Here is a 26339-nt window from a genome sequence, read left to right as displayed (position 1 = left end):
AGCTTACAATGCTCAAAAATGACAAGGTGATTGTTTCTGTTTTTAGATTGGGGATGATAATAAAACCTCAAGTTAACTTGAGGTAAAGCGATATTTTAAAAAAATAGAAAATAATTTAAAAGCGCTTATAAAGCAGATAATTACGATGGTTGGAGTATGGCGTTATATGACACAGGCAAAAATAAGCACACCCACAAATGCAGTAGGTGTGCTTTATTGAAAGGTTATTTACTTAAGTTTATTTAGTGAACTGATACCAGAATAAGTCACGCCCGATAGCTCCGCCATTTCGCGATTCCATGTTGCCAAATCATGAGGGTTAAATTGATTCAAATGATCATGCCCACACGCCCTCGCTATCACTTGCATTAATTCTGTCGAGGCTTCGAAAAAGTTCTTAAGCTGATTCGATGCCTTCTCGACATTTAAACGCTGGCGTAAGTCGGCCTTTTGAGTCGCAATACCCGCCGGACAATTATTGGTGTTACACATTCTCGCCGCCACACAATCTATCGACTGCATGGCACTGTTCGAGATAGCGACACCATCTGCACCAAGCGCCATGGCTTTTACGAAGTCCATCGGAACACGAAGCCCACCGGTAATGATTAAGGTGACTCTGTCACTTACGCCTTGCTTGTCTAGATAGGCTCTGGCACGAGCAAGCGCTGGAATGGTCGGCACACTGATATGATCACGGAACATCTCTGGCGCCGCCCCTGTACCGCCGCCACGTCCATCCAAGATAATGTAATCGGCACTGGCATCAAGCGCGAACTGAATGTCTTCTTCGATGTGATTGGCACTTAACTTAAAGCCGATCGGGATACCGCCTGTCACCTCTCGAACTCGGTCAGCGAACTTTTTGAAATCCTCGACTGTTTTAAGGTCGACAAAGGTGGGTGGGGAAATCGCAGCCGTGCCCGCTTCAATGCCACGCACCTCCGCGATTTTGCCTATGTTCTTCGCGCCCGGTAAATGTCCGCCCGTTCCGGTTTTGGCACCCTGCCCGCCTTTAAAGTGGAAGGCTTGAACGTTTTTGAGCTTAGCTTCATCGTAACCAAACTGAGCACTGGCTAACTCATAAAAATAACGAGAGTTTGCCGCTTGCTCTTCGGGTAACATACCGCCTTCACCTGAGCAGATGCCCGTCCCTGCAAGTTCAGCCCCTTTCGCCAATGAGACTTTTGCTTCTTCAGATAGCGAGCCAAAGCTCATATCAGACACAAACAAAGAGATGTCCAATTTAAGCGGCTTCTTCGCTTTGGGGCCAATAATCAGTTCGGTACCAACGGGCACATTTTCTAGCAAAGGCTTGGTGGCCATTTGCGCGACCATCACTTGAATATCGTCCCAGTGAGGCAACAAGTGTCTTGGCACACCCATAGAGGTCATTGGCCCATGATGCCCGACCTTGGATAAACCATCACGCGCTAGCTGATGAATAAACTCGACGGTAGGCTCTTCTTTGGTTGCGCTCGCAGCAGGAGACAAATCTGGCGCAGCCGCTTGAATATGAACCTCTGGGCCTTCTTGCCCAACTTGTTCAGCAGTAAACTGTTTATGAGTGCCATCGCAGAAAGGAAGGTTGTTGGAATACTTACAGCGGCAAAGGTTGGCGTCTCCGCTCTCTTCGGCGACAAAGCTTTTCGGTTTGAAACCCGTACCGGCATGGGAACCGTCACAAAAGGGCTGACTTTTAGATCGGCCGCAGGTACAAAAGTAATACTCTTCTCCCTCTGTCAGCTCGACTTTGACGGGTTTATTATCCGCGATTACTGGACTCTTCATAGTTCGTTCACCTTTTCTTTTTATGATTTGATGACTGAAGCGATGACTTGCTCACAAGAGTAAAGTAAAGGTGAGATACGCGGCTAATTCAATAAATGAGACAAATAGACAAGGTGGGTAAACCGACTAAAAACAGTCATGACCGACTCAACAGAAACAAAAATGGCCACCCAGTAGGCAGCCATTGTGTGTGAGAGCTTAGTCTAAACTAATGCATGAAGGGTTAATCGAACAGCTCGATGACCAGCTTATTGTCTCTGATCACTAGATTCGGTTCCGACGATTTAATCAACGACTCTTGAACCTTGTTGCTGTCGAGTTTGTAAACGGGAGACTGAGACAAAGCAAAACCGATCATCGATACCGCAGGTTTGAGTAGTGTCTCTATTTCTGGCGAAAGCTGTTTGCCCTTTTCTTCAAAGCGCTCTAATCGCAGCGACTTTAGATACACCTCGCCGCTTTCCTTGTCGTATTCAGGAATCGCGCTGAACTCTAAGTCTAAATCCAACCCCATGTTAGGCATATTGAACACTTGAACTTTTGCATTGGTATTCGCCAACACAGACACGCGTTGCGCATCGGCTCGGCCAATTTGTACTTCTAGATCATCCACAGCCACTTGTGCGTACATCACACTTTGCACACCAACCTCTTGTTCGAGCATCACGGAATCTTCAAGGTACTTCGTCATTTCTTGTTCGGTAATGCTATAGCTAACACAACCACTGAGCATCAGGACTGCCACAGCTATAATCAAACGGTTCATTAACTTTGTTGTCATTGGAGATAGGCTCTTATTTTTTAAATGCATGGAACGGATGTTACCTCGAGATGATACTGTAAATTAGTTGTCACAATAACAGTGTCGGATAACTGGGCAGAATGATCCACCTAAATGGTTATGTCGTATCAATGGGAATTGACAAAAATGGTAAGGAAAACAATGACTGCATTAACGATATTTTACGATGGAACCTGCCCACTTTGTGCAAAAGAGATGGCAGGGCTGACTAAGTCTGATTCCAAAAACCGGATCCAGACCATCGATATCTACAGTGAAGCGTTTTCAAACTATCCGCAAATAGATGCCGAGGCAGCCAATACAATCTTGCATGCACTGGACGAAAACGGAAAGCTACTGCTCGGTTTAGATGTGACTTATCAAGCGTGGAAGCTAGTAGGAAAGGGCTGGCTTTATGCCCCATTACGTTGGGCGATTTTCAAGCCAATGGCAGATTGGTGCTATCTACGGTTTGCCAAGAATCGATATAAAATTTCGTTCTGGCTAACCGGAAAGTCGCGTTGCAACGGAAACAGCTGCACTAAATAGCTGTACTAAATTGCATTGGAATTAAGACATGCCGCTAGCGACTTTGTAGTACACGATGCCAAACAGAGCTGCGAACACCAATACCGTAACGGCCACTTTCAACCAAATAAATTTCATGCTTTGTCCTTTTAATTCTGTTTACTGTTCCACGCGACAAGTTATCACAGCAAAACATAACGTTGTGTAATGATTGATAGAACTTTGTAGTCAACCTTGATTCCCAGAGAGAACCTTTATGTCCGCAAAAGAGAGAAACCTTCCCACACATCGAATTTCTAGATTCAGTAAGTTTGCCTCACTAGCGACAAGGGTAGCGGGTAATGTGCTCACGGAAGGCACCAAGCAGATAGCACAAGGCAACAGGCCCAAAGCAAAAGACTTACTATTAACGCCACAAAACATTGCTCGCTTGACCGATCAACTCGCACACCTGCGCGGCGCTGCGATGAAGTTAGGACAAATGCTGTCAATGGATGCGGGCGATGTCCTAGAACCTGAATTAGCCGACATTCTCTCTCGCCTGCGCTCAGACGCTGACCCACTGCCAACAAAGCAGCTCAATCAAGTCTTAGAAAGCTCTCTCGGAAACCATTGGAAAACCGAATTCCTTTCCTTCAACTTTAAACCGATCGCCAGTGCCTCCATCGGTCAGGTTCACCAAGCCTATAGCGATGCGGGGGACAAACTCGCCGTCAAAATCCAATACCCAGGGATTCGAAAAAGTATCGACAGTGACGTAGACAACGTCGGCACACTGCTCAACATTGTTGGCTTGATACCAAAGTCGGTCGACTACAAAGGCTTGTTAGAAGAGGCAAAGAAACAGCTCCACGATGAAGCAGACTATGCTCGCGAAGCTGACTACGCGACTCGTTATCATGATGCATTAAAAGCGCACCCTCACTTCGTCGTACCTAAGATTCATCCGCAAGTCTCTTCAGAATCGGTACTCGCTATGGATTTCATCGAAGGCGTCTCAATAGAACAGATAGAAGGTTACGATCAAAGCACCCGTGACTTTGTAATGCACAGCTTGCTCGAGCTTTTGTTCAGAGAATTGTTCAATTTCAAAATGGTGCAAACCGACCCCAATTTCGCCAACTATCTTTACGTTGAAAACACTCGCCAGATTGGGCTATTAGACTTCGGAGCAACCCGTGAATACAGCGACCGCTTCAGCGAGGGTTATCGCTTAGCCTTTTCATCGGTGATTAATAACAATGAACAAGGGCTCAACCAAGCGTTAGAACAAATTGGATTCTTCAGCGAGACGATTCTTCCCGATCAACGCCAAGCGATTCTAAACCTCGTAAAAATGGCGTGTGAGCCGATGTTGGTTGACGAAGAGTACGACTTCAAAGCGAGTGGATTGGCACAAAGGCTTCGTGAAGCAGGCACCATTTTGAGCATGGAGCAAGAGTATTGGCACACACCGCCCGCCGATGCGCTGTTCCTGCACCGAAAAATTGGTGGCATGTATCTACTCGCGGCTCGCCTTGGTGCAAAAGTGAATATCAGTCGTTTGGTCACTCCATATCTTATGTCAGAGAGCAAAAGCACAACTAAGAACGATAGGGAAAACGACAGTAAATAATGAGCAAAGTGATCATTTCAACGTGCTCAAGAGTAATAACCATTACGCCAACTAAAATGAGCCAAACCTATGAAATGTTCACTACTTTGCTCAACCGTATTGATTACCAGCCTAACAAGCTCTTTCGCTTTCGCAGCGAGTTGTCCTGAGATACTTAATGGCAAACAGCGCTTGTTAAACTCAACCGAAGAAATCGCCCTGTGTGATGAGTTTCAAGGCAAGACTCTCTTGATAGTTAACACTGCAAGCCAATGTGGCTTTACTTCGCAATTTGAGCAACTCGAGCAACTTCATCAAACCTATAAAGACCAAAGCTTCACGGTTATCGGCTTCCCAAGCAATGACTTTCGCCAAGACAAAGGAAGCGAAGAGAAATCGGCTAAAGTGTGTTATCTCGACTACGGTGTGACCTTTCCTATGATGGCGCGAGCTTCACTGTCTGGCAGTAGCGCCAACCCAGAATTTGCCGAGATACAGCAGCAAGCAGGTGTAACGCCCAAGTGGAACTTCTACAAATTCTTGATCAGTAAAGAAGGCAAAGTGGTCGCCACCTTCCCTAGCTCAACATCTCCAGTGAGTGCCACACTCAAAAACGCGATTGAGCAACAGTTATGAGGGCGGATTACATGGCGACAACTCAAACCCGCAATACCATGGCCAAGCTAGGTTATATGGGGCTAATCCCGTTTCTATTTGGCCTACTGCTGTCTCTGACCGACAGCCAACTCCTAGGCCTGAGTGGCGAGACACTCTTCATCACCTACAGCGTGGTTATCTTGAGTTTTCTTTCAGGAATCTTGTGGGGAAATGGCATCGAAAACTTCGAAAGCCAAACCAGTAACAAGGCGCTGATTCTCAGCAACGTGATTGTATTAATCGCATGGTTGGCAATGTTGCTTGGAGAGCAAAAAGAGTTTCTCACTACCCTGATTCTGATCCTTGGCTACATTGCGGTTTGGCGAGCAGAAAGAGCTATGAGAGAAGAGAACCAGAGCCAAGGCCCCGATGGCTACTTTGATATGAGAACTCGGCTCACCTCTAGCGTAGTATTAATGCACGGTATCGTGATGCTGACCTAGAGCTACGAGACTGTCTTTGAACTGTGAGCCTTCGATTAAAAACCGTTAGCAACAATCTAGATGATGAGCTGCATCACTAACCTCGGCTCATCATCACCGAAATAGTTTTCTTCTTGTTTGATCGTGGAAAACCCCATTGACGCGTAGAGCGCGCAAGCGGATGTGTTATTTGGATCTACAGTGAGCAAAAGCCTAGCGTCTCGCGGCAACTGCTCAACCGCATGTTGCATCAATTTCCGGCCAATTCCCATACCACGATAATTCGGGTCTACCGCTAATGATAGGACCCAAAACTCATTCTGCGTGTCCGTAGATGTCGTTAAGGCATAGCCCGCAATCTTTGAGTCTTACTTAGCAACTAATAAGCCTTTTCCCCAACAATCAAATGCCTGACGAATGAAAATTTGCGGATAGGCATGGTCACCAAACAAAGCATGTTCAAGCTGGTAAATTTCAGCCAGTTCCTGTTTTTCCGCACAGACAATATTCATAAATAGACCTTTATAGATTTGACTCCAACCTTGTTATAGCTGACCTTCCACAGTAGCTAGCCAAGTTGGCAATTGCTCCCTAAACCAGTGGATGTATTTCGAAGCTTCAGGGTTGTTACGCGAGACTAATATATTCGTGACTTCGACTACGATCCAGCTTTTCGCGATGATCAATTGCCTTAATAGATCTTCTCGGGAAATCAGATTGTTATGAAGTAGGTACTGGTCAACAATAAACTCATAGTCAGACAAAGTCCCCATACGAGAAACGAGCGGTGCCAAATCGATAGCTGGGCTGCCATAACCAAAACGCTCCCAATCAAATAATACGAGCTCACCATTGTCTCTTCGGCCCCAATTACCTTCGTTCGCATCACCAGAGATCAAGGTTCTATGGTCGAACAAAGTACCACTCAATTGCTGAATACGAAGTAAGCTGTCTTGAGTCACTTGAGGTAAATTCAGAGACATGAGCGCAGCTTCAGTGGCACAGGTACTCCATCTATGCTCTTTCACTGCAAAACTCAGCGAATATTGAGACTGATGAATGCGAGATAGTTGCTGATACACCTCTGGAGAGGCTTGAAGTTCATTTAATGTCAAAGAGAGTGGTATGTTCTCGATAAAGAGGTCGTTCCCTTGTACAGCCAACAATTTAGGGCTGTGTACACCAGACAAGTGCTGTGCAGCGTTTTGGTAAAAAGAAATCTCAACCTCACCCGCCCCTTGCTTTCGAATACAAGGTACGCCATTACGATTTACAAGAGTTACCTTAGCCGAACCCATTTTAGATAGATCTTTGTTACTCATTAGAGATCCCTGAGAATACAATGAAACACCTTACCGTTATCGCTTATTTACCAAGCGCGACTCTATCAATAACCATTGCTGAGCAAAAGGCAAAAAGTTCTTATGAGGTATGAATTTACGAGCGGCTAAGTTCTGTTTTAAATACACCTCTTCCAACGCCCAAATATGGTGGTCAGCAAAAATGCCCCAAGCATAGACTCCATCACAAATGCTCGTTTTTGAAAGTTCATTAATGGACAAGTAACCGCTCACAAATTCGACCGACTTCTTCACATCCATGTCAAACATGTACATGCAAGCCCGGGCTATTTCGTAGGCTGGTGGCATGTATTGAACTAAGTCCCAATCGATAATACCACTCACCTTAGAATGATTATCAAAGAAGAGATTATATTGATGAAAGTCGCCGTGAATCAGTACTCGCTCAGTTTTGGTCTTATAAGAGTGAACACTTTGATCACTTGCTAAAAAACAACGTTGCTGCATAGACCTTCGTCGCGCCCAGGCATCCTCCACGTTTTGCTCCCCTTTTGCTTCGATAGCAGCAATGATCTTATCAAGACGCTGTAGCCATTGCTCTCTATCCCATGACAGTTGGATAACTGGAAACATCTCGTTTTGCATTCCATTTCTAGGGTAGAGACTCAACTGACGATGAAGCTTCGCAAGGATAATACCGGCTTCGAATGCATGCTTGTCTGTCAAAGCATGCTTCTCAATCAAGGAGCCATGAGCCTCTGGAAACAACGCGTAGTATTCACCATTGACCTCAACAAAACTTTGGCCATATGAAGTGAGGCAGGGCGAAACAACAGTGGGTACTTTTTGAGATAAAAAGAACAGCAGTTTATGCTCATTAACTATACGGCTGACATCATGAGCCCTGTACTTCCTCAAAAAGAAAGCTGGTGTGGATTCAACCTTATACACTGTATTGTTTGCCCCAAGAGTAACTTCAGTTAGCGACATATGGGGTTTAGTTTCTAGCCAATGAGAAAGGATATCTGTGCTTACCATATTGCTTTCAGCCCTAATTCGTTACTGACGACTCACCAACAGATTCGCACCGGATAGAGCAAGAAAAACCGAGCACGCTTTGTTGAAACGCTTAGCCATTTGCGGCTTGGAGAACCAGTTTCTGAGGTATAAACCAAAGGCAGCGTAGATAGATATCGCGAGTAGCTCTAACACTAGGAATGTGCCACCTAGAATGAAGAACTGTGTGTTTACATTGGCTGAAACATCAACGAATTGAGGCAGGAATGCGGTAAAGATAAGTATCGCTTTGGGGTTACCAGCTGCAAGGGCGAACTCTTGTTTAACTAGACCAAACCAATTTTTATTGCGCTCGATGTCCGCGACAGGGCTGGCTTGTGAACGCCATAAGTTGAACGCAATCCAAAGCAAATACATGGCACCAAACAACTTGATAAGAAAGAACAAGGTCTCAGAAGTATAAAGCACCACGGCCAAGCCAGACGCCGCCAACGCAATCATTCCTGAGAAAGCAACGATTCTACCTAACCCAGCTATAAATGCGGCTTTAAAGCCATAGCAACGGGCATTATTCATCGACAAAAGATTGTTTGGGCCAGGCGTCATATTCAGCGCAAAGCACGCTGGAATAAACAGCAGCAACTTCCATATTTCCATCGGGGTGTCCTAGTCGTCATGTATTACGTAATTGAATCATAAAATGCGATAGAAGCTTTTATAACAGTATTTTATGTACTTTGTAATAGGACAAAAAAGCGCCTCTCGGTATATATAACCTCTCAGCTAGTTCTCAAAGAATTTTTCATATTCTGGAGTCGATAGGTTTTCAGCAACGCCCATTTCACCCAAGAAGTAGATTGCGCTGGTTATCGTATCTATCGTTGGGTTCGATTCGCGTTCAGGAAAATCCCCCGCAGAAGAAACTGATTGTGGTTCGGATATTGAACTACAGACAAGGCTGCTACAAACGCTGTGTTGCGTTTCCAGAGATGAGAGCTCTGGGGCATCAAAATGGTGAGACAATAAATCTTGGCTGACAAGCTCAGCAGAAGCATACGATAGAGTTGAGCAAAACGCTGAAAGTACAATCCACTTATTCATATATCTTTCCATAGTTAGCATTCATTGAATTTATAAATACTATCTAACTCAGCCAATAATGAACAGTGTTTTATTTAGTTTGCGTGCGAATGCTTTCCCGGTGTGAGCTTATCAAGTAGAGCCTGAGGGATAACGATCACCGAGTATTTCACAAAGACCACCAGCGTGATTAAACCAACAGCAGTACCCAGAATAAAGTCATGAACATCAACCAAAACCAACCCCAAAAGTTGATCACTAACTATCGCCACTAATGCGATACTGACTGCCATGACCCACTTGCTATGCTCGTAAGGCAACGGTTCCATCATTTGGCTTACAATATACAAAAGCATGAGTCGCACAATATAAGTGACGCAAAGAACAGTGATAACACCCCACACTCCATAAATAGGCGCTACCGTAAAATAGCCTATGGCAGCCAATACCGCACAACTACTTTGTATCCACATCTGTGATTGACTTGAGTCTCCCGCACTTTTAATAACAGTAATCGCTAGCAGTGAGACCACAATAACCCCAGCCTGATGATAGCTGCTTGGTAAAATAAGAGAAATGAAGCCCGGAACAGTTAAGATCATCAAGCCCCCTAACACTATGGCTAGGTTAACTCCGATTAACGCTCTGTCGCACACATTTTGCTGCCGTCGGGTAGCTGAAGCATGGCGACTCGGTTTGGAAACCACCAAAGCGCGTAAGGTTGCAGCAGCAAGCCTAAAATTAACGCAAACTTACCACTAACCGCATAAATGGCCAGCTCCTCTACTCCAACCAAACTTGCCATCACCCAGCGATCTAGCCCGGTGATCATGTAAATGGATGCCCCGCCAACCAAAGTTGGTAACCCAAATTTCAAGATCTTCGCTGAATATTGAAAACAACCTAAACTGCCCATTTGCTGCCACTGATAACTCACCAGACAAAGCATCAATAGCACACTGGAAGCAGCGGCAGAGATCAGCACGCCATCAATGCCATAACCCGCTTCAAGCAAGACAAACGTCATAATAGCCTGAACACCGGCTTTCAATACATTGAGTTGGCAGAAACGTTTCGCCATTGAGTTCATACGCATCAAAGTAAGCGGGATGGATATTGCCCCGTCAAGCATCGTAGGAATGAGTAGAAGAACGATCTGATAAGGTTTGAACTCAACAGGCAACATCAGTAGCAACAGAGGCATGCTGAGCGCGATGAGCACGCCGCCAAGTACACACACCACTAAACTAAGCGTAAAGCAGTTAGATACCAGCTTGCGCTTTTCATCGCTTTCAGCAACGCCAACGTAACGATACATGGCGTCGACAATACCGAAGCTGAACAATATCGTCCCAATGTCTGCCAACAAGACGATGGCTTCTAAGGAACCATACTCTGCCAACGTCATATTGTGCGTAATGTACGGGATCATCACCAATGAGATCCCTTTCATCATTAATATGCCGATGGCGTAATAAGCCGACTGCTTTAATGAACCCATAGTCGTCACCTATTCCTTACCAAGCTGGCTTTAGGAAACTTTTACAGTCTCCAATTAGGTGTCGCAATGTGCGTTTTTGAGGTGACATGACCAAAGAACGGAAACTGTAGGCAATAGCCTGTCTGTTCTGTTGTAAACCTCGATAATAGTCAGCGTAACCTTCAAGTATTCTCGCCTTGGCAATATTGAAGCTAGACTGCGGTAGGTTCCAACTTTCGCTATCATCTTGATAGCGTTGGAGAATGGATTCTATGGACTGCAAGTTCCTAAGTTTGAGAGTTTCAGTTTGGGTCACTGAGGTGGCTCTCATCAGGTAACCAACCTGCACTGAGTTCAACACACCTATCTGATGATTTTCACTCATTCTGAGCCATAACTCCCAATCTTCACCGTACTTGATGTCTGCATTAAAGCTGTCTGTTTTAGAGAACACCTCAGCCTTGACCATAACGGTCGAGGTCCCAATCACGTTGTTTTCTATGATGAACTCTAAAGGGTTTTCGATATTGATGAACAACTCGTCTTGGTCTTGAAATTGTGACCAATAACTAAAGCAGTCAACAATGACTTCGTAATCTTCAGTTAAGTGTTCGTAATTGGTAAAGCTCATCGCCAGATCAGGGTATCGCTGGTGAAACTCAAGTTGGCGTTCGATTTTTTCTGGAAACCAAAAGTCATCCGCATCTAAAAATGCGATGTATTCACCGGTCGCTTTCTCAATACCAAGGTTTCTAGCTTGAGGCGCGCCAACACCTAAGGTCGATAATTTAATAATGCGTTCGTCGTGTATCGTCGCAAGATAGGTCGACGTCCCATCGTTGCTGTTGTCGTCAATAATGATCAATTCGACGTCTTGATGAGTCTGTTTAAGCACACTACCGATCGCTTTCGGTAGATAGTCTAAACAGTTGTAGGTAGGAATAATGATACTTACTTTAGCCATAATGACGCTCTCGCAGTTATACGTTATATGACCAACATTGCATGTTCTGTGCCGATCGCTTATCTCTACTGGATTGCTTTTATATCAGCGACCTACAAGCCTATTCGCAAAATGACGACGAGACGTAAACAACGGAGAAACTCAAAATTCCAATTTGATTTCCATTTTGAGAAAACCGGCTCTATTTGAGCGATAACCGCAGGAAAATCATCCCTATCCCCTCTAAAACGCCCTTTAAAACCCCATTCAATCTTGGTTCGTATTTTGCTTTATTCCTTTTAATGACATGGATTTGAGGAGTAAGGAATGAAGAAAGTAGCATTTGTGGCGCCAACCTACCCAGTACTCAGTGAGACATTCATTCAAACAGAAGTCGAGTCTGTGAAAGCTTGTGGGCATGATGTTTGTGTAATGACGTTCAAAATTGAAAACAGTGATAAGCAGTTCGACTACGACATTGTCGAAATAGGTAAAAATGTTCGGATGGGTAAAATCCCCAGCATTAACTGGGTAGGGTTCATCAAGGCTGTTTCTTTTGTCTCCAAGCAAAACAGCATGCCCAAAAGATCGCTTTTCGTTTATGGCTTTAAACTGGCTCTGCAATTAGCAGAAAAAGACATCGATCATGTTCATGCACACTTCTGCCAACACACAACCGCGCATGCCATTGTTGCCGCGAAACTTCTCAACATTACTTGCTCGTTTGTCGCCCACGGACACGATGTGTACGAGTTTGCTTATGATATTGAACACAAGATTTCATCGAGCGATTTCGTGGTTGCGGTCTGCAAAGACATGCTCACCGATTTCAATAACATGGCAAAAGGCAACATCAAACTGCTGCATTGTGGTGTGAACACCAACCAATTTAAGCTGCAACCCAAAACGGATACCAAGCTTCTGCGCCTTGTGTTCCTTGGTCGACTCGTCGAGCAAAAAGGCATTCATTACTTGATAGATGCGTTGGCACCGATTGCTCAACCTCTGAATATCCACTTGGACATCGTTGGGACTGGGGATATGGAGCAGCAATTGAAAACCCAAGTAGATCAACACGGACTAACTCAACATGTCACCTTTCTTGGCGCACAACCTCACGAATGGGTAAAAGAGAACCTACCCAATTACGATAGCCTGATCGCCCCATTCTGCTTTTCAGAAACAGGCTGTGTCGACACAGGGCCACTCGTGTTAAAAGAAGCGATGGCTGTGGGTACGCCCGTGATCACGACCAACATTATGGGATGTAAGGAGATTGTCACGCCAGAGACTGGATTTTTGGTCAATGAGAAAAGTGTCGAGGAATTAAGAGATACCATTGAGCGTTTTGCACAGCTCAGCAGCAACGACAAAACAGAAATGGGGATGAAGGCAAGAACAAGAGTCGAGCACAACTTCAATTCATTTAAACAGGCACAACAGCTGTCTCACTGGATAGAGAACCCAGCTTAACGCCATAAGCAATAAGCAATAAGCAATAAGCAATAAGCGTTATAAAATGAGGCAGGAACAAAGCGTTACATTGATGCACACTGTAACGCTATGGCTGTGATGCTTTAACTATCGAGCCTTCTTATCCGGCGCGCAAAGCTAAGATTTCGGTGAGATCGTCAGTCTCTGAATATCGACTCAGGTTTTGCTCTTTAGAAGAAATCGCCACAATAGACATGCGGTCGGCCAGTTCGTTGCCTTCAATACCTACGTGACCATTAACGTGGTGGATGGTAATTCGAGAAGCAAGTTCTTGATAAAGCGCATAAGCAGGCTTGATGATATCGAGGTTTTTGATCTCGTCGCCCTGCTTCGTCCAACCTTTTTTCTCCCAACCTGATGCCCACTTAGTGATGCAGTCTATCGAGTATCTCGAGTCGCAATAAATCGCCACAGACAAACCGGATTGCAGCTTTTCTTGCGCGAGGATGAAGGCTTGCTTTAAGCCTTGCAGCTCTGCGGTATTATTCGTGCCCATCGGTTGATACAAGCCATACCACAACTCGGTTAGCTCATTATTCAAGTAGACCGCTAACCCCGTTCCTGCTTCACCAGGGTTTGGCTCACAGGCCCCATCGGTAAAGATCTTGATGTCAAAAGGCATATCCGTAATTTGCTGCTGAGAAAGAGGCGGAACCTTCGCTTTACTGGCTGTACGTGGCTTCGCAAATGCAGGCTTAGTACCTGAACTCGACTGAGATGCAGAAGACGCTTTACCACCGAAAGCAGACTCAGCTTCGCCTAGTGTTGGAAACGATTTATATCTTGCGCCTGCAAAGCCATCGACTTGCGCTTTACACTCGTTCCAAGTGGTAAAAATACCCGGTGTGCGACCTTTCCAAACCACATAATATTTCTTAGCCAAATTAACTCCTTACCAAAACCTAAATACACAGATGGTGAATCAATACATTAGAAGTCACCGCGCCATGCGTTGCAAGGTCAATCAGTCAAAAACAGGTCTAAAGAAGCTACGCTCATAGCTAACAATGCAATCGACTTCATCGGCATATTCAAAGGCCTTGATACACTCAGGATCGCTTAAAGACTGAATTCGGTACTCTTCATAAGCCGCCAAGCTATCAAAAGAGAACAGCGCCAAGGCTATATTGTTCGCGCCCTCTGATGGCAAGAAGTACCCATTTTGTTGACCGCCAAACTTAGCCACCAACGGAATCCACATTTTTGCGTAGGTCTCGAACTCCTTAATCTTTTTAGGATCAATTACATATCGAACATAACAAGTAATCATATTTATACAGCCCTTAAATTATGAGGAAGAAATAAACCTATATGGCAATTAAGAAAAAAGATAATCAACCGCGACAAGATTGTAGAACAAGAACACCGCCATGCTGACACCGATCGTTAGTAGTACATTGCCGGTTTTCCATATCAACAGACCTGTCACCACCGCGCCAATCAGGTATGGGTTCTCTAGGCTTGGCCAAAATGCTTGTTCTGGTGCAAACACAATCGGCCCCCAAATCGCAGTCAACACTGCTGGGCTTGAATAACGTAGCAAGCGTCGCGCTGTTTGGTTTAGTCGAAGCGGGATTGCAGGTTCTAGAAACAGATATCGGCTAAAGAACACAATCGCTGTCATGAGTAATATCGTTAACCAAATCATCTCTATTTCCCTTCCACTGCTGGCTTGTTGCCATTGTTTCGCTCTTGAAACGACTCACTGAAAAAGCCCGCTAACATGCCAGCAATCGCTGCAACCATGAGTCCACCTTCAACGTTGTTGACCGACATAGCAACCGATGTAACCAGTGAAACCACAACACACACGACAACAGGTAAAGTTCTGATTAATGGAAAAACCAACGCGATAAAGGTCGCAGCTACCGCAAAGTCGAGACCGATTTCATTGAGTGACGGGATTTGGCTTCCTGCGACAATGCCAACGAAGCTCGCGATATTCCAAACCAGATAAAAACCGCCTCCTACACCCGCCGCGTACCAACGATTAAACTCTTGTTGAGATTGCCCACTGCATATCGCAAACAGTTCGTCGGTGAGCCAAAAACCGAGCAACAAACGCCAACGCGTAGGAAGGTGACTGATTTTGTCGCGCATCGATACGCTGTATAAAAAATGCCTTGAGGTGATGAACAACGTGGTCAGCAACATAGTGCCAAGGCCAATACCCGCTTTGAACATGCCCGCGGCGACCAGTTGCGCTGAGCCTGCGAACAGAATCGCTGACATCGCTTGTGCTTGCAGTTGATTCAATCCGGCGTCTATCGCGTATGAGCCCGCAAGAATTCCCCACGGGATCACGGCGATACTCAGCGGCATTCCAGCTAAAACGCCCTTCCATAACTGAGTGCGCCTATCCATTTTTTGATTATCCATATGATTCTTTTCTCTCTTCACATTGGCTATTCAATGTAAAAACACCTGAGTGGGTTCGATTGTACAAACTTGCTCGATTTCGCGACCGAATTAACGTGTACGATTTAAAGCATTTTGATGTATTGCCCCGGCGTGTAGCCATTGGCTTTTTTAAAGTGTCGATGAAAATGGCTTTGGTCGTGAAAGCCACATTCTTGAGCGGTATCAGAAATCGTATGCCCTTGCTTCAGTAACTTGCGAGAAAGCCTCAACCGAGACTGAATCTGATACGCATGTGGCGGAAGACCGAACTCTTTTTGGAAAGAGCGCACCAAATGAAACGGGCTTAAAGCCGCCAGTTTAGAGAGTTCTTCTAAGGAGACATCGGCTTGCGGAAAATCATCTAAAAACTCTTTCACCAAAACAAGCTGACGCTGAGTTTTTCCATCCAGTTGAGGCTTAAGGCTCGATTTCCCATGTCGGCTAATCAGCTTAACCAACATTCCGTACATCAAGGTTTCGCGTAACAGGCGATTATCCGATTCATCAATCGCGTTGAACACCAACCTCAACTGATTAGCGAGTTCAGGGTCTTCAACCACAGCTCTAGGGAAATAAGGTGCACCATAATTGGGTAAGTTAAGCTCTTGAGTGATTTTGGCGAGTTGCTCAGGAAGTGGATACATCGCACGATACGCCCAACCACCTTCAGTGGCAGAGTGTCCGCTGTGAACTTCGTCGGCATTGACCAGAATGATGGCATCTTGTGGTGCAACATGATGCCCGCCCGTTCGATAGAAACGTTGAGCGCCCTGCTCGATAACACCAAGTGTATAGCCCTCATGGCTATGGCGTGAAAAGTTCTGCTTTTCATATTCAGCATTAAGAATTTCAAGGCCACCGAGTTCTTCTGTGATCTTATATTCGGCCTTTTCTTTAGAGCGTTTCTTGTTCTCCATAACAATTCCCAAGCCTGTTAATTATCGAGCGACTTATCAGTCTACTCTATAGGCTCTTTCAGCTTTTGTACAAAATTGCGCATTTGGTCGTTAATGCATTTTTTGACCGAGGAATTAAACGGCTCAATAAAGCGTTCTAATTGCGAGCAAGATCGTGCTCTTTAAGCAGTTGGCGAAGAATTGACAAATCAGTGACTTAATCATGCTCATAATTCCCGCCAACTATTGGTAACTGTTCAGAGATATGATGAAGAAAGCCTTAGCATTGATCTTTTTCTTGAGCCTTACAGGCTGTACGCACAATCAATCCAAAGCACTAAGCATGAACTCCTCGTCGGTTAATACATACCCACAGTCGATGTCGAACCTGCAACTGTGCGACACCTTGTATTACGGGCGCTCGAGCAATCAAACACTGGCGGCAATTGGCAGTGAGTTTAATCGAAGAGGATTATCGAAGAGTTGGTGTGATACCGAAACCAACAAACTTTATCTGACAAAGACAATTGATTGGGTAGCTGAACAAGTCGAAGATAAGGAAGATTCAGAGGAAGAAGCATCTGCGGTTGTGTTGCCTGCGAATTAAATTAGGAAATTAGAACTGAACGTCTCTTCGCACTTAATTACCTCGTTTTGCTTAGGTAACTGTGTGACCTATTTTTACTCAAAAACTCCCAAGTTAACCTTGCTGCGTTCGAAGAAAAACAACCACCTCTTTTCGCCACACAAATATTACGAGGGTACTCCGGCGCAAGAGGAATAACATTTACGCTGGGATGAGATTCTGGAACGGCAAGCTCTGCAACAATAGAAACACCTAAGTCCGCTCGAATCAAAGCAAGTATTGAGGTCAGTTGAACAATGGTGTGTTTTTCTTTAAGGCGAGATTTTGATAGCTTAAACCATTCTCTAATGAGCGCCTCGCTGCCCCCTTTACTCAATATAAAATCTCGGTCTTCGATATCCACAGCCGACAAAACTGGCAACTGGGATAAAGGGTCATCTTCATGGACTAAAGCCACCATTCGGTCAGTAAAAACTGGGATGATATCTAGATCCAAATATTCTTTATCAACCGCGATTGCAAAATCTACGCGCCCCTCTCGCAATGCCAATAATGCTCCCTCGTCAGTAAACTCGCTTATTTCAATTTTAATTTGAGGTAAGTGTTGGCTGATCGCATGAATTAGGTTAGGTAAAATATGCGTGGACGCGGATGCGCCAAAAGAAGCCACTTTCACCTGTCCAGCACCATCTTTTTGAATAAGTCGAAGCTGTCTCAATAACACTTCTTCCTGTAATTCTTGCTGTTTAGCGAACTCAGCAAATAGCCTTCCTTCCTCAGTTAACAGTAACGGACGACTGTCTCTTCGAATTAAAGCGAAACCTAACACATCTTCAGCACGTCGAAGTGCTTTGCTCGCAGCGGGTTGACTGACTCCTAATATCTGAGCGGCATCAGTGATACTTCCGAGCGCTATTAGCTGTAGAAGTAATTTAGGAGCTAATGATGGAATGCTCTCCAAGTCTTCAACCATTTATATAACCTCAAGTTATTTTGATATCTATCTCTATGCTAGCAGACTACTTTTTCCGAAAAATAGAGACTAGTCACCCGGAGAAAACAAATGACTATAGAAACATGGCTAACCTTCTGCCTCGCTTCACTTATCTTAACCATGACGCCAGGTCCCAGCATTTTGTTGGGAGTCATTCATTCAATGAAATATGGCGTTAATAAAGCTATTTTTACGGCACTAGGTGATATCTCAGCAAACTTCATACAGATGATCATTGTTGCAATTGGACTTGGCGTCATAATGTCAGCGTCTGAACTAGCGTTCGCCGTTATCAAGTGGCTTGGGGTCACAACATTGCTGTATATGGGTATCAAGATGTTGTTTGATAAACCTGAGTGTGAAGCACAAATAGTCAACAATCCTCCCACCGCGATTTCAGGCCACAGACTCTATTTAAGTGGGTTCTTCGTTGCAGCAGGCAACCCCAAAGCGATTGTGTTTTTCACCGCATTCTTCCCCCAATTCATTGATCCAACCAAACCCTTGTTATCACAAATGTTGGTGATGTGCCCCACAATGGCAGTGTTGGATTTTACGTGGGTTATGATTTACGCCATATCTGCCAAGAAACTTCTTGGATTTATGCAAGATCACCCAACATACCTGAATAAAATCGGTGGCTCAGCGCTGTTAATCGCAGCGGTTGTACTCGCTGTCACAAATCACGGTTCCAACCTATAGTCGAGCTAGTAAAGGAAAAAAAGTAAATTGGATTTCATTTGAGAGGAAAAATCGTCTGCTGTAGTGCTGCCTGCAGATTAAGAGGATAGCGTATTTAACATCCTTAAATACGCTAACAGTACTTCTGGCAAAAGAACTGGGGCTAACTAATTAATATGCATGCCTTTGCTCACATCAATATGTATTCGCATTGAAAAATGTTAACAAGTGGTTAATTATCAGTATCCATTATTACTATAAGGAAATAACAAATGAAATGGATACTTGTTGCATTCGTCAGTGTTTTCTCTGTGTTCACATACGCAAAAGATTGGAAGCAAATCCGATTTACGGTGGAAGGAGCATACCCACCATTCAGCTGGACGACACAAGACGGCCAATTAGAAGGATTTGAAGTCGACTTGGCTAATGCTCTATGTGTTGAGCTACAAGTAAAATGCGTCATCTCAAAAACTGACTGGGACGGGATTATCCCTTCGCTTTTAAGCAGAAAAAACGACGCAATCATTGCAGCGATGACTATCACTGAAGAGCGAGAAAAGAAAGTTAACTTCACCATTCCATATGCCAAAGTTCCTACTCGTTTTGTGATGAAAAATGATAGAGAGATCAACATGAATGATGACAGTCTCAATGATCTTACTATCGGGGTTCAACGTGCCACCATCGGTGACAAATATCTTTCGGAGATCTATCCAGATGTCGATATTCGCCGTTACGGTACATTCGATGAGGCCTTTACCGATTTGTTAAACGGTCGTCTCGATACTGTATTTGGCGGCTCTATGGGGCTCAACGCGGGCTTTCTTGAAACGGAACAAGGCAAGGACTATCACTTTACGGGTCCTAAATTTACAGAAGAAAAATGGTTCGGGCGTGGTATTGGTGTCGCAGTACGAAAACAAGATAATGAACTCAAAGATCTTATTGATGACGGTATCCAGCGCTTGATCGACAATGGTCAGCATCAAAAAATCGCAAGTAAGTATTTTTCATACAGTATTTACGAATAGTATGGTGGCTTTCAAACAGTGTAGACAATGATTGTTTGCACTTTTTGACAGGCTTTGCATTGATAGGATTTTGAAAATATTGAACTGGATAATCTGAAAGATTTAGACAATATTTGAAGAAACGATTTAAAAAGCTTCAGATAGCAAAAAGCCGCTCATTAAGAGCGGCTTTTTATATGGTGATGCTTGCAACGTAGAGTAAATTGCAGGCTTCAGAAGGTGATGCTTGCAGGATAAGTCAGCATAACTCGAACAAAACATCAAAGACTTACAATACTATTTGCAGCATAAGTTCGCATAACATTGCATCGAAAGTCTGCAAATTTGAACAACGACTAAGATTCAACGTAGTAAATTTACTACGCTCCAATTAATCCTCTAGCAGGACATAATCGACAAACATAATCGACATGTGTGTAACAAACTTTTGGACAGTTCCGAGTTGCGCATTTACTAATTTAGCAAAGCATAATAAATTAGATGAGATATGGCAAAACTCGCTTAGCCGAGTATCGCTTACGACTGAATTGAAGCAAAAACAGACCTGAATTAGTACACCAGACAGATGTTTTTGCTTCACACAAGAACGTCTATATATTTTTACCTTGATCGCAAAACTGTGTGAGGGTGGTCACTCTTGTCTTGAGATCGTCAGCTTTGTACGTCAATACGATGCTACCATCGCCAACACCATAAGTAATCGTCGCTTTGGGGTTCACTTTTAGGTCTTCGATATTGATGAGACTGCCCTCCATGGTGACAAAGACATGATTCAAATCCGACTTTTCTGTTACTTGACACGCCCCTTTAGCCACACTTTTATCATCAATTTTTACATCACAGTTCACCGTTTTTTCGGCATCTTTCTCTACATTCTGGGAAAAGGTCACTCCCATACTGTATGCATCGCAATGTGAACGATGAGTACGCGTTATCATAAGTTGCTGAGACTGTGTTTGATTAACGGTGAAATAGTAACCTTTCTCTTGATTGCTGCTTGATTCCCACGAGCAAGATTGATTAGTGTGATCGCCACATAAGTCATCATGTTTCGTTGTTAAATATTTCACATACCCCGCATTCATCTCGTCAATTAATTTGTCATAGGAAAATTGGCCACCAGCTTTGACCTGATTTTGATAACGCCATAGTAACTCATCCCTTAGATAAGACGATTCAGTGCTAATCGTCCCTGGCTCATTAACCGTTGTAAATTTTTCGGGAAAAACAGTAACACCGTGATTGGCATAAAACTCGACGATTTTTCTCTTACGACCAAAATCGGTCTGCAACAAATCGTCCCAATGCTGAGCGTTCTCTATCGTATATCTCTGTAATTTTTCACCATATGCCGTTGTAAACGTCAATATCTCAGGGAGTTTTTCGAAAAAATAGGGCACATGCTGTTTTACAACGTAAGGGTTTTGGTACGCATCCAACGTAGTTTTATCATCACTAAAGCTGTAGTCGAGATGGTGTTTTTTAAATGGACCTATGCTGTAGTTTAATCTACCAATTTGATGGCAAGATATATTGAATTGCTCATATGTCGGATCTTCTCTTAACTCATGACATGCTCGAAAAGATGCCGTTGTTACTAATTTATAAGGGTCTAGTTCTTCTGCGTTCCTATGAAATAGTTGAGGTTCTAAATCAAATACAATATTTCTTTTCCCTAAATACTCTTTGTAAAGCGCTTTATACTCTTCTTCACTCAATGATGAAGAAGTACAACCATTTAAAAGCATCGCAACAATGAGACCAAGTCCTCTAAACAACATAATCATCCTTAATATTTGAGTTCTAGACAGATTATACATATAGAAGTGATAGGTATTAGTAAGTATATAATTTATTTTTAATAAATAATTAATAAGGTGACTTTTTAGCAGTTTCGAATTTTGTGATTACGGCTAAATTCAGTTCATGAAAGTGGTTACCTCTTTGTATGGACATACTTTGGTATTATGAAAAGCAAGTCAAATGATGCTTGGGTGAAGTCAGTGTTTCACGTTCGAAACACATTTTGCGGCAATGTCGCGTTACGAATCGAAACAACACTAAACCCATTTGCATGAGAATATGGCCAAACCCTATCTCATTAGCCAATTTTTATGAACCACTACAGTTCTATGTTGTTGTCTTTGTGTTCTGAATCGATTAACTGTAAAAATTGATGACACTCAAGTACTAGTACTCTGCCGATAAGTTAGACTATGCCTCTTTACGAGGCAACCACACTTTAGGCGGTAGCGTATAATGACGCAGTGGACACTTACCACAAACTTTTTCGGTCGAATTTTCAAGAATCAGCTTGTCGTTGAGATCAGTGATGTAGGTATACAAGCTGATTCAGACGGAGAGGTGAGTTTCTTCAAATGGGAGGATTTGGATAGCGCCCCAAGTTTGAAAGCTACAATCGCTGGCGGTTGCTTAAGCTTTAGTGTTGGCGGTAAGCAACACAGCTTCTCTATGTTAAGCTATCTACTCCCTTTTAAATACCCACACAATTTTTTTCCTCACTGGGCTAATCAAAATGCAAAGCATTTGGTTGGGTTCTTAGATTCAGTGGAGAATCAATGCCAATCCAGATTTCTTCGCGACTCATCCATACAGAACATACAGAGCTTTGCCAAAACAGAACACAAGCGGTGGCGAGGTTGGAACAAAGCTTCGGGTCTATCCGACTCCGCAAAAAATACAGCAGCCCAGGTAAGTCGCATTGCTAATTGGAAAACGGCGGATGTTGAGCGTATTAGAAGTGAGTATGTGGAGCGCGAGCTTAACGCTTTTGATTCATTTTTTAACAGCGTGGAATCTAACCCGCTCACCACTAAGCAAAGAGCTGCTTGCATCACCGACAATGATAATAACCTTCTTTTAGCTGGAGCTGGTACAGGTAAAACTAGTGTAATGGTTGGTAAAACTGGCTACCTAGTGAAAAGCGGGCAAGCGCAACCAAACGACATTTTGATGCTGGCGTATGGTCGAATAGCTGCGGAAGAGATGGATGAGCGCATCAGGGAAAAACTAGGATTTGAAGATGTAAAAGCGAGTACCTTTCATAGTCTGGGCGTGAAGATAATTTCACAAGTTGAAGGCAAGGCGCCAAGTTTATCGCCCTTGGAGAGTGACGTACGCGCAAAAGTGAAGTGGATGAATGAGGCTATTGCCTCTCTGATGCAAAATGTTAGCTATAAGAAAGCGTTACTAGATTATTTCAGTGCGTATTATTTCGTAGATAAAGATCCATTTGAGTTCAAAACCCAAGGCGAACACTTAAAGTATCTCAATGATAACGATATCCGCACGCTGAAAGGCGAGAAGGTTAAAAGCTTTGGTGAAATGGTGATTGCCAACTGGCTTTATAGAAAAGGCATCAATTATCAATACGAAGCTAAGTATCGAATCGATGTAGCTACGGAGCAATACCGACAGTACGAACCCGACTTCTATCTTCCAGATTATGATATTTATATTGAGTATTACGGTACGGATGAAAACGGAAACCCTCCACCATATATCGATAAAGAGAGATACCAACAAGGCATTAAGTGGAAGAGAGAAACGCATTCCAAGTATGGAACAGGGTATGTTGAACTGTATTACCATCAACACCGAAATCGCTCGATGTTAGAAATTTTGGAGCGAGAGCTAATCACTCGCCAAGTGAATACAAATCCACTGCCCAATAATGAGTTGTTCGAAAGTTTAGAGAAAACAGGCCTAGTCACAGAACTGGCTCGCCTTTTAGGTTCGTTAGTTGATCTGTATAAAGCTGCTTGTCTTGATGAAATTGGTATTCAAAAAATAATAAAAAACTCTCTAGACCCCAAGCAAACAGCTAAGGCTTTGGAATTGTTGATGCCATTGTACCAGCGCTACCAAGATTACCTTTCAGAAGAGAACGTGATTGATTTTAACGATATGATTTCAAAAGCCTTGTCGTATGTCGAAACAGGTCAATTCGAGTCGCCTTGGAGTTACATACTCGTTGACGAGTTTCAAGATATCTCAGAGCCTAGGGCAAGGCTTGTAAAGGCACTTCGAGACAATAAAGAAAACTCTTCGTTATTCTGTGTGGGTGATGATTGGCAGGCAATCTATCGCTTTAGTGGTGCTGATGTTCGCTTAACGACAGACTTTGAAAAGTACTTCGGTGCAGCGTCTAAAACGACGCTTGATATGACCTTCAGGTTTAATAGCGCTATCGGAGATGTGGCAACGCGTTTTGTTACTCAAAACCCCGTTCAGCTTAAAAAAGAGATTAAGTCTTTAGTTCAGGTTAGCAAACCAGCGGTAAGCGTCATTCGACAGGGAACCGAGGAACAAGGGATAACGGCATTAGATAAAGCGTTAACATCGATTGCAAACCACGTACACCAATCCAACTCGCCACATAAAAACAAAGTCTATTTACTAGCAAGGTTTTGGTACCAAATGCCAGATGCTAATTACCTACAGTGGTTAAGACAGCGTTACCATATGTTAGACATTGAGAACCAGTCGTTCCACGCTTCTAAAGGTAAAGAAGCGGACTATGTTGTGGTTATGGGACTGACAACAGGCAAACATGGTTTCCCCTCCGAGAAACAAACCCCTACGCTTATTAATGCGTTATTACCGCAAGGAGATACGTTTGAACACGCAGAAGAGCGGCGATTATTCTATGTGGCGCTAACCCGTGCGAAACACAGAGCATACTTAATCGCGGACATGACCGATGCAAGTGACTTTGTTACAGAGCTGATTAAAGGAAACTATCCAGTAGAGACTAATGAGTTTGATACTTCCTTAACGCAACTGAATGCGGACAAAATGGTTTGTCACTCTTGTAAAGTTGGCGTTCTCAAGCCACGAGTTGGCCAATATGGTAAGTTTATGTCTTGTACACTTTACCCACGTTGTAAGCACAAGGAAACGCCTTGTGATAAGTGCGGTAGTGCCATGAGTCGTGAAACTAAAGATGATTATCAAGTTTGCATTAACTCCAGTTGTGAACATGAGCGCCCAATGTGTTTGAATTGTGGTAATGAGATGAAATTGAGGCGTGGTAAGTATGGTGAGTTTTGGGGGTGTTCTACTTATCGTAGAAACGTTGAGAATAATTGTTTGAACAAAATTAACGTCGATTAGATAGCGAAACCCAGAAACAACAAAGGGCTATCAGCCACTAGCTTTCTAGCCGTTTTAATATGACGCTCCCAACAGGATTCGAACCTGTGACCTGCCTCTTATGAGGGGCAAGTCAACCGCTCGATGGTCATCGTTTTGGGCCAAACGGTGTGTTCGAAAAAGCGTAAGAGAACACAAGTAAAAGGTTGTTGAATTTGACCATCTATCTAATTGTTGAAACACACAATGGGGCAAAGGTGTGTTTGCCCCGATCGGCTTCAGCACACCTCTGGACAGAAATCAGTTTCGGAAAATTGAACATTAGCAATTCATGGATAACTACAGGTATGGGTGAGTGACTCCTCCCGTCTCACTGATGAAGAACAGTCTCTTTTTAACGGTTACTATTATACTTATAGTAACCGTTAAGCTTTTGATGAGTTAGAACACAAAACTTAACATAATGGTGTAGAGCACAGCATCTTTATCATCAAAGCCAGTCATTGGATTAAATTGCTCGATAAAGGGGCCATTTTCTTTGCGAGCTTCGAAGTATTGAACCTCACCATTTATAGAAACATTAGGTAACACATCATAATCAACTCCTATTAAATAACTATTGCCTTCTAAGTGCTCGTTCGAGTCAAATTCTGCACCATAAACAATATAAGGCGTGACTGAAGTAAGCCTGTATCCCAAGCTTGCGTACAGTGATGATGAGAAATCATTAATTTGACCTTCACTTGTAAATACAGCTTGGCCAAATTCATATTCTGCACCTAATGACCAAAGCTGAATATGTATGTTTTCTTCTTTGTACTCAAATGGAACAGTAATTTCAGTCAATGTTCCTGGGATTTTAATTTTAGATGTACCAGAGGCGGTTTGATCAAAATTAGAATCGAGGAACGAGAAATTCCAACGATAGTGTTCAGCGCTTAATTGAAAGTTAGCACCAAACGTTCGATTGGTTTCAAACTCTAAATCTATACTCGAATTAAACTCAATATCATTTTTGTCTTTCACACCAAAAAATGGAGAGATGTATAGAGTCGTTTCGTCGCTCACATCATATGTCCAGTTGACTTTTATACCGTTGAAAGCAGTAATACCAAGAATAGCGTTATAAACCTCAGATGGGGGTCTAGCGGTCATGTATGCTTGGCCCACATAGTAATATTCAGATGAGAGGAAAAGGGGAATTCGTAGACGCCCAACATTGACATCGTAGTCGTTGAATTCATAACCAATATAAGCCCACTCCAGCTGAGGGTCACTCCATTCAAACCTTGGTACTTTCACAACCTGAACCGACGCTTTAAATGAATTGTAAAAGTAGTCCAATTGAATACCAAAAGTTATGTCACAATCGTAACAGTTCTCATCAGTAAAACTTCGAGTCAACACTAATGGGTTTTTATTGTCTGATTTTGTCCAAGATGTTGAACCAAAGCCACTCAAGGACAAGTTATCGGTGAGTTCAATGGCCGCCAAAGCCGGAGAGGATATTGAGGCACAGAGCATTGATATCATTATTCTTTTCAT

Annotated in this window: 24 protein-coding genes and 2 pseudogenes; 9 read left to right on the top strand and 17 right to left on the bottom strand. The window is 43.5% G+C overall.

From position 1 onward, the window contains the following. Positions 1 to 228 precede the first annotated feature (228 nt). Positions 229 to 1791 (bottom strand): glutamate synthase-related protein, encoded by a 1563-nt coding sequence (locus tag ITG10_RS13220; RefSeq protein ID WP_017631004.1) that lies wholly within the window; start codon positions 1789 to 1791, stop codon positions 229 to 231. Positions 1792 to 2014: 223 nt separating this feature from the next. Then, positions 2015 to 2572 carry a DUF1439 domain-containing protein gene (locus ITG10_RS13215; protein WP_017631005.1) on the bottom strand — a complete coding sequence of 186 codons (558 nt, stop codon included), beginning with the start codon at positions 2570 to 2572 and terminating at the stop codon, positions 2015 to 2017. Positions 2573 to 2734: 162 nt separating this feature from the next. Between ITG10_RS13215 and ITG10_RS13210 the strand changes: the two genes are divergently transcribed. The 4 genes from ITG10_RS13210 to ITG10_RS13195 all read left to right on the top strand — a co-directional run bounded on the left by ITG10_RS13210 (position 2735) and on the right by ITG10_RS13195 (position 5794). Continuing rightward, positions 2735 to 3121 carry a DUF393 domain-containing protein gene (locus tag ITG10_RS13210; RefSeq protein WP_026084262.1) on the top strand — a complete coding sequence of 129 codons (387 nt, stop codon included), beginning with the start codon at positions 2735 to 2737 and terminating at the stop codon, positions 3119 to 3121. Positions 3122 to 3356: 235 nt separating this feature from the next. Continuing rightward, entirely contained in the window at positions 3357 to 4715 is a 1359-nt protein-coding gene (locus ITG10_RS13205; protein WP_026084263.1) for an AarF/ABC1/UbiB kinase family protein, read from the top strand. A 69-nt stretch (positions 4716 to 4784) separates the two neighbouring features. Further along, entirely contained in the window at positions 4785 to 5330 is a 546-nt protein-coding gene (locus ITG10_RS13200; RefSeq protein WP_017631008.1) for a glutathione peroxidase, read from the top strand. After that, a complete protein-coding gene (locus ITG10_RS13195; RefSeq protein ID WP_017631009.1) occupies positions 5327 to 5794 on the top strand; it encodes a DUF3429 domain-containing protein in 468 nt (155 codons plus the stop codon). The genes ITG10_RS13200 and ITG10_RS13195 overlap by 4 nt, the downstream gene beginning before the upstream one ends. A gap of 56 nt (positions 5795 to 5850) precedes the next feature. Here ITG10_RS13195 and ITG10_RS13190 read toward each other — a convergent pair. The 7 genes and pseudogenes from ITG10_RS13190 to ITG10_RS13160 all read right to left on the bottom strand — a co-directional run bounded on the left by ITG10_RS13190 (position 5851) and on the right by ITG10_RS13160 (position 11615). Further along, a pseudogene (locus ITG10_RS13190) lies at positions 5851 to 6285 on the bottom strand (N-acetyltransferase). 33 nt (positions 6286 to 6318) lie between these two features. Next, on the bottom strand, positions 6319 to 7095 hold the full coding sequence (locus ITG10_RS13185) for a phosphotransferase (RefSeq protein ID WP_017631012.1): 777 nt from the start codon (positions 7093 to 7095) through the stop codon (positions 6319 to 6321). Between the two features lie 36 nt (positions 7096 to 7131). After that, positions 7132 to 8112 (bottom strand): phosphotransferase, encoded by a 981-nt coding sequence (locus ITG10_RS13180; protein ID WP_017631013.1) that lies wholly within the window; start codon positions 8110 to 8112, stop codon positions 7132 to 7134. A 21-nt stretch (positions 8113 to 8133) separates the two neighbouring features. Further along, positions 8134 to 8748: a LysE family translocator gene (locus ITG10_RS13175; protein WP_017631014.1), complete on the bottom strand. Its 615-nt coding sequence runs from the start codon at positions 8746 to 8748 to the stop codon at positions 8134 to 8136. Between the two features lie 126 nt (positions 8749 to 8874). Continuing rightward, positions 8875 to 9192: a hypothetical protein gene (locus tag ITG10_RS13170; protein ID WP_017631015.1), complete on the bottom strand. Its 318-nt coding sequence runs from the start codon at positions 9190 to 9192 to the stop codon at positions 8875 to 8877. A 74-nt stretch (positions 9193 to 9266) separates the two neighbouring features. After that, positions 9267 to 10672, bottom strand: a pseudogene (locus tag ITG10_RS13165) (oligosaccharide flippase family protein). A gap of 16 nt (positions 10673 to 10688) precedes the next feature. Next, positions 10689 to 11615: a glycosyltransferase gene (locus ITG10_RS13160; RefSeq protein WP_017631016.1), complete on the bottom strand. Its 927-nt coding sequence runs from the start codon at positions 11613 to 11615 to the stop codon at positions 10689 to 10691. 306 nt (positions 11616 to 11921) lie between these two features. Here ITG10_RS13160 and ITG10_RS13155 point away from each other — a divergent pair, with 306 nt between their 5' ends. Then, positions 11922 to 13067, top strand: a complete 1146-nt coding sequence (locus ITG10_RS13155) for a glycosyltransferase (protein ID WP_017631017.1) — start codon at positions 11922 to 11924, stop codon at positions 13065 to 13067. A 121-nt stretch (positions 13068 to 13188) separates the two neighbouring features. Here ITG10_RS13155 and ITG10_RS13150 read toward each other — a convergent pair whose 3' ends face one another. The 5 genes from ITG10_RS13150 to ITG10_RS13130 form a co-directional block, all read right to left on the bottom strand. Next, positions 13189 to 13971: a ribonuclease H family protein gene (locus ITG10_RS13150; RefSeq protein ID WP_017631018.1), complete on the bottom strand. Its 783-nt coding sequence runs from the start codon at positions 13969 to 13971 to the stop codon at positions 13189 to 13191. 81 nt (positions 13972 to 14052) lie between these two features. Continuing rightward, positions 14053 to 14358, bottom strand: coding sequence for an NIPSNAP family protein (locus ITG10_RS13145; RefSeq protein ID WP_026084264.1), 306 nt, complete (start codon positions 14356 to 14358; stop codon positions 14053 to 14055). 48 nt (positions 14359 to 14406) lie between these two features. After that, positions 14407 to 14736, bottom strand: coding sequence for an AzlD domain-containing protein (locus ITG10_RS13140; RefSeq protein ID WP_017631020.1), 330 nt, complete (start codon positions 14734 to 14736; stop codon positions 14407 to 14409). Between the two features lie 2 nt (positions 14737 to 14738). Then, positions 14739 to 15467 carry an AzlC family ABC transporter permease gene (locus ITG10_RS13135; protein ID WP_248386435.1) on the bottom strand — a complete coding sequence of 243 codons (729 nt, stop codon included), beginning with the start codon at positions 15465 to 15467 and terminating at the stop codon, positions 14739 to 14741. Positions 15468 to 15571: 104 nt separating this feature from the next. Beyond that, positions 15572 to 16405 (bottom strand): AraC family transcriptional regulator, encoded by an 834-nt coding sequence (locus ITG10_RS13130; RefSeq protein WP_017631022.1) that lies wholly within the window; start codon positions 16403 to 16405, stop codon positions 15572 to 15574. A gap of 247 nt (positions 16406 to 16652) precedes the next feature. Between ITG10_RS13130 and ITG10_RS13125 the strand changes: the two genes are divergently transcribed. Beyond that, positions 16653 to 16991, top strand: coding sequence for a hypothetical protein (locus tag ITG10_RS13125; protein ID WP_017631023.1), 339 nt, complete (start codon positions 16653 to 16655; stop codon positions 16989 to 16991). A 37-nt stretch (positions 16992 to 17028) separates the two neighbouring features. Here the strand turns inward: ITG10_RS13125 and ITG10_RS13120 are convergent, their stop codons facing one another. Next, positions 17029 to 17943: a LysR family transcriptional regulator gene (locus tag ITG10_RS13120; protein ID WP_017631024.1), complete on the bottom strand. Its 915-nt coding sequence runs from the start codon at positions 17941 to 17943 to the stop codon at positions 17029 to 17031. A 90-nt stretch (positions 17944 to 18033) separates the two neighbouring features. Here ITG10_RS13120 and ITG10_RS13115 point away from each other — a divergent pair, with 90 nt between their 5' ends. Together ITG10_RS13115 and ITG10_RS13110 are read left to right on the top strand one after the other, a co-directional pair. Further along, positions 18034 to 18666 carry a LysE family translocator gene (locus ITG10_RS13115; protein WP_026084265.1) on the top strand — a complete coding sequence of 211 codons (633 nt, stop codon included), beginning with the start codon at positions 18034 to 18036 and terminating at the stop codon, positions 18664 to 18666. 251 nt (positions 18667 to 18917) lie between these two features. Next, the gene (locus tag ITG10_RS13110) at positions 18918 to 19679 is read left to right on the top strand and encodes a transporter substrate-binding domain-containing protein (RefSeq protein WP_017631026.1); all 762 of its coding nucleotides are present in this window, start codon (positions 18918 to 18920) and stop codon (positions 19677 to 19679) included. A 590-nt stretch (positions 19680 to 20269) separates the two neighbouring features. Here the strand turns inward: ITG10_RS13110 and ITG10_RS13105 are convergent. Then, positions 20270 to 21460 carry a hypothetical protein gene (locus ITG10_RS13105; protein ID WP_017631027.1) on the bottom strand — a complete coding sequence of 397 codons (1191 nt, stop codon included), beginning with the start codon at positions 21458 to 21460 and terminating at the stop codon, positions 20270 to 20272. A 478-nt stretch (positions 21461 to 21938) separates the two neighbouring features. Here ITG10_RS13105 and ITG10_RS13100 point away from each other — a divergent pair, with 478 nt between their 5' ends. Then, positions 21939 to 24815, top strand: a complete 2877-nt coding sequence (locus ITG10_RS13100; protein WP_017631028.1) for a UvrD-helicase domain-containing protein — start codon at positions 21939 to 21941, stop codon at positions 24813 to 24815. Between the two features lie 420 nt (positions 24816 to 25235). On the opposite strand, the gene ITG10_RS13095 is transcribed toward ITG10_RS13100, so the two are convergent. Continuing rightward, entirely contained in the window at positions 25236 to 26339 is a 1104-nt protein-coding gene (locus ITG10_RS13095; protein WP_026084266.1) for a hypothetical protein, read from the bottom strand.

Source organism: Vibrio sp. ED004 (assembly GCF_023206395.1).
GTDB lineage: Bacteria > Pseudomonadota > Gammaproteobacteria > Enterobacterales > Vibrionaceae > Vibrio.
Note: the sequence above shows the minus strand (reverse complement) of the source record. Positions and strands in the feature narration are given on the sequence as shown.

Excerpts from the sequence above, each read along its gene's own strand:
- ITG10_RS13095 (WP_026084266.1), bottom strand. The coding sequence starts at position 26,339 with ATGAAAAGAATAATGATATCAATGCTCTGTGCCTCAATATCCTCTCCG.
- ITG10_RS13205 (WP_026084263.1), top strand. The coding sequence starts at position 3,357 with ATGTCCGCAAAAGAGAGAAACCTTCCCACACATCGAATTTCTAGATTC.
- ITG10_RS13110 (WP_017631026.1), top strand. The coding sequence starts at position 18,918 with ATGAAATGGATACTTGTTGCATTCGTCAGTGTTTTCTCTGTGTTCACA.
- ITG10_RS13100 (WP_017631028.1), top strand. The coding sequence starts at position 21,939 with ATGACGCAGTGGACACTTACCACAAACTTTTTCGGTCGAATTTTCAAG.
- ITG10_RS13220 (WP_017631004.1), bottom strand. The coding sequence starts at position 1,791 with ATGAAGAGTCCAGTAATCGCGGATAATAAACCCGTCAAAGTCGAGCTG.
- ITG10_RS13180 (WP_017631013.1), bottom strand. The coding sequence starts at position 8,112 with ATGGTAAGCACAGATATCCTTTCTCATTGGCTAGAAACTAAACCCCAT.
- ITG10_RS13140 (WP_017631020.1), bottom strand. The coding sequence starts at position 14,736 with ATGATTTGGTTAACGATATTACTCATGACAGCGATTGTGTTCTTTAGC.
- ITG10_RS13115 (WP_026084265.1), top strand. The coding sequence starts at position 18,034 with ATGACTATAGAAACATGGCTAACCTTCTGCCTCGCTTCACTTATCTTA.
- ITG10_RS13135 (WP_248386435.1), bottom strand. The coding sequence starts at position 15,467 with ATGGATAATCAAAAAATGGATAGGCGCACTCAGTTATGGAAGGGCGTT.
- ITG10_RS13210 (WP_026084262.1), top strand. The coding sequence starts at position 2,735 with ATGACTGCATTAACGATATTTTACGATGGAACCTGCCCACTTTGTGCA.
- ITG10_RS13130 (WP_017631022.1), bottom strand. The coding sequence starts at position 16,405 with ATGGAGAACAAGAAACGCTCTAAAGAAAAGGCCGAATATAAGATCACA.
- ITG10_RS13195 (WP_017631009.1), top strand. The coding sequence starts at position 5,327 with ATGAGGGCGGATTACATGGCGACAACTCAAACCCGCAATACCATGGCC.
- ITG10_RS13185 (WP_017631012.1), bottom strand. The coding sequence starts at position 7,095 with ATGAGTAACAAAGATCTATCTAAAATGGGTTCGGCTAAGGTAACTCTT.
- ITG10_RS13175 (WP_017631014.1), bottom strand. The coding sequence starts at position 8,748 with ATGGAAATATGGAAGTTGCTGCTGTTTATTCCAGCGTGCTTTGCGCTG.
- ITG10_RS13170 (WP_017631015.1), bottom strand. The coding sequence starts at position 9,192 with ATGAATAAGTGGATTGTACTTTCAGCGTTTTGCTCAACTCTATCGTAT.
- ITG10_RS13145 (WP_026084264.1), bottom strand. The coding sequence starts at position 14,358 with ATGATTACTTGTTATGTTCGATATGTAATTGATCCTAAAAAGATTAAG.
- ITG10_RS13200 (WP_017631008.1), top strand. The coding sequence starts at position 4,785 with ATGAAATGTTCACTACTTTGCTCAACCGTATTGATTACCAGCCTAACA.
- ITG10_RS13120 (WP_017631024.1), bottom strand. The coding sequence starts at position 17,943 with ATGGTTGAAGACTTGGAGAGCATTCCATCATTAGCTCCTAAATTACTT.
- ITG10_RS13155 (WP_017631017.1), top strand. The coding sequence starts at position 11,922 with ATGAAGAAAGTAGCATTTGTGGCGCCAACCTACCCAGTACTCAGTGAG.
- ITG10_RS13105 (WP_017631027.1), bottom strand. The coding sequence starts at position 21,460 with ATGTTGTTTAGAGGACTTGGTCTCATTGTTGCGATGCTTTTAAATGGT.
- ITG10_RS13125 (WP_017631023.1), top strand. The coding sequence starts at position 16,653 with ATGAAGAAAGCCTTAGCATTGATCTTTTTCTTGAGCCTTACAGGCTGT.
- ITG10_RS13215 (WP_017631005.1), bottom strand. The coding sequence starts at position 2,572 with ATGACAACAAAGTTAATGAACCGTTTGATTATAGCTGTGGCAGTCCTG.
- ITG10_RS13160 (WP_017631016.1), bottom strand. The coding sequence starts at position 11,615 with ATGGCTAAAGTAAGTATCATTATTCCTACCTACAACTGTTTAGACTAT.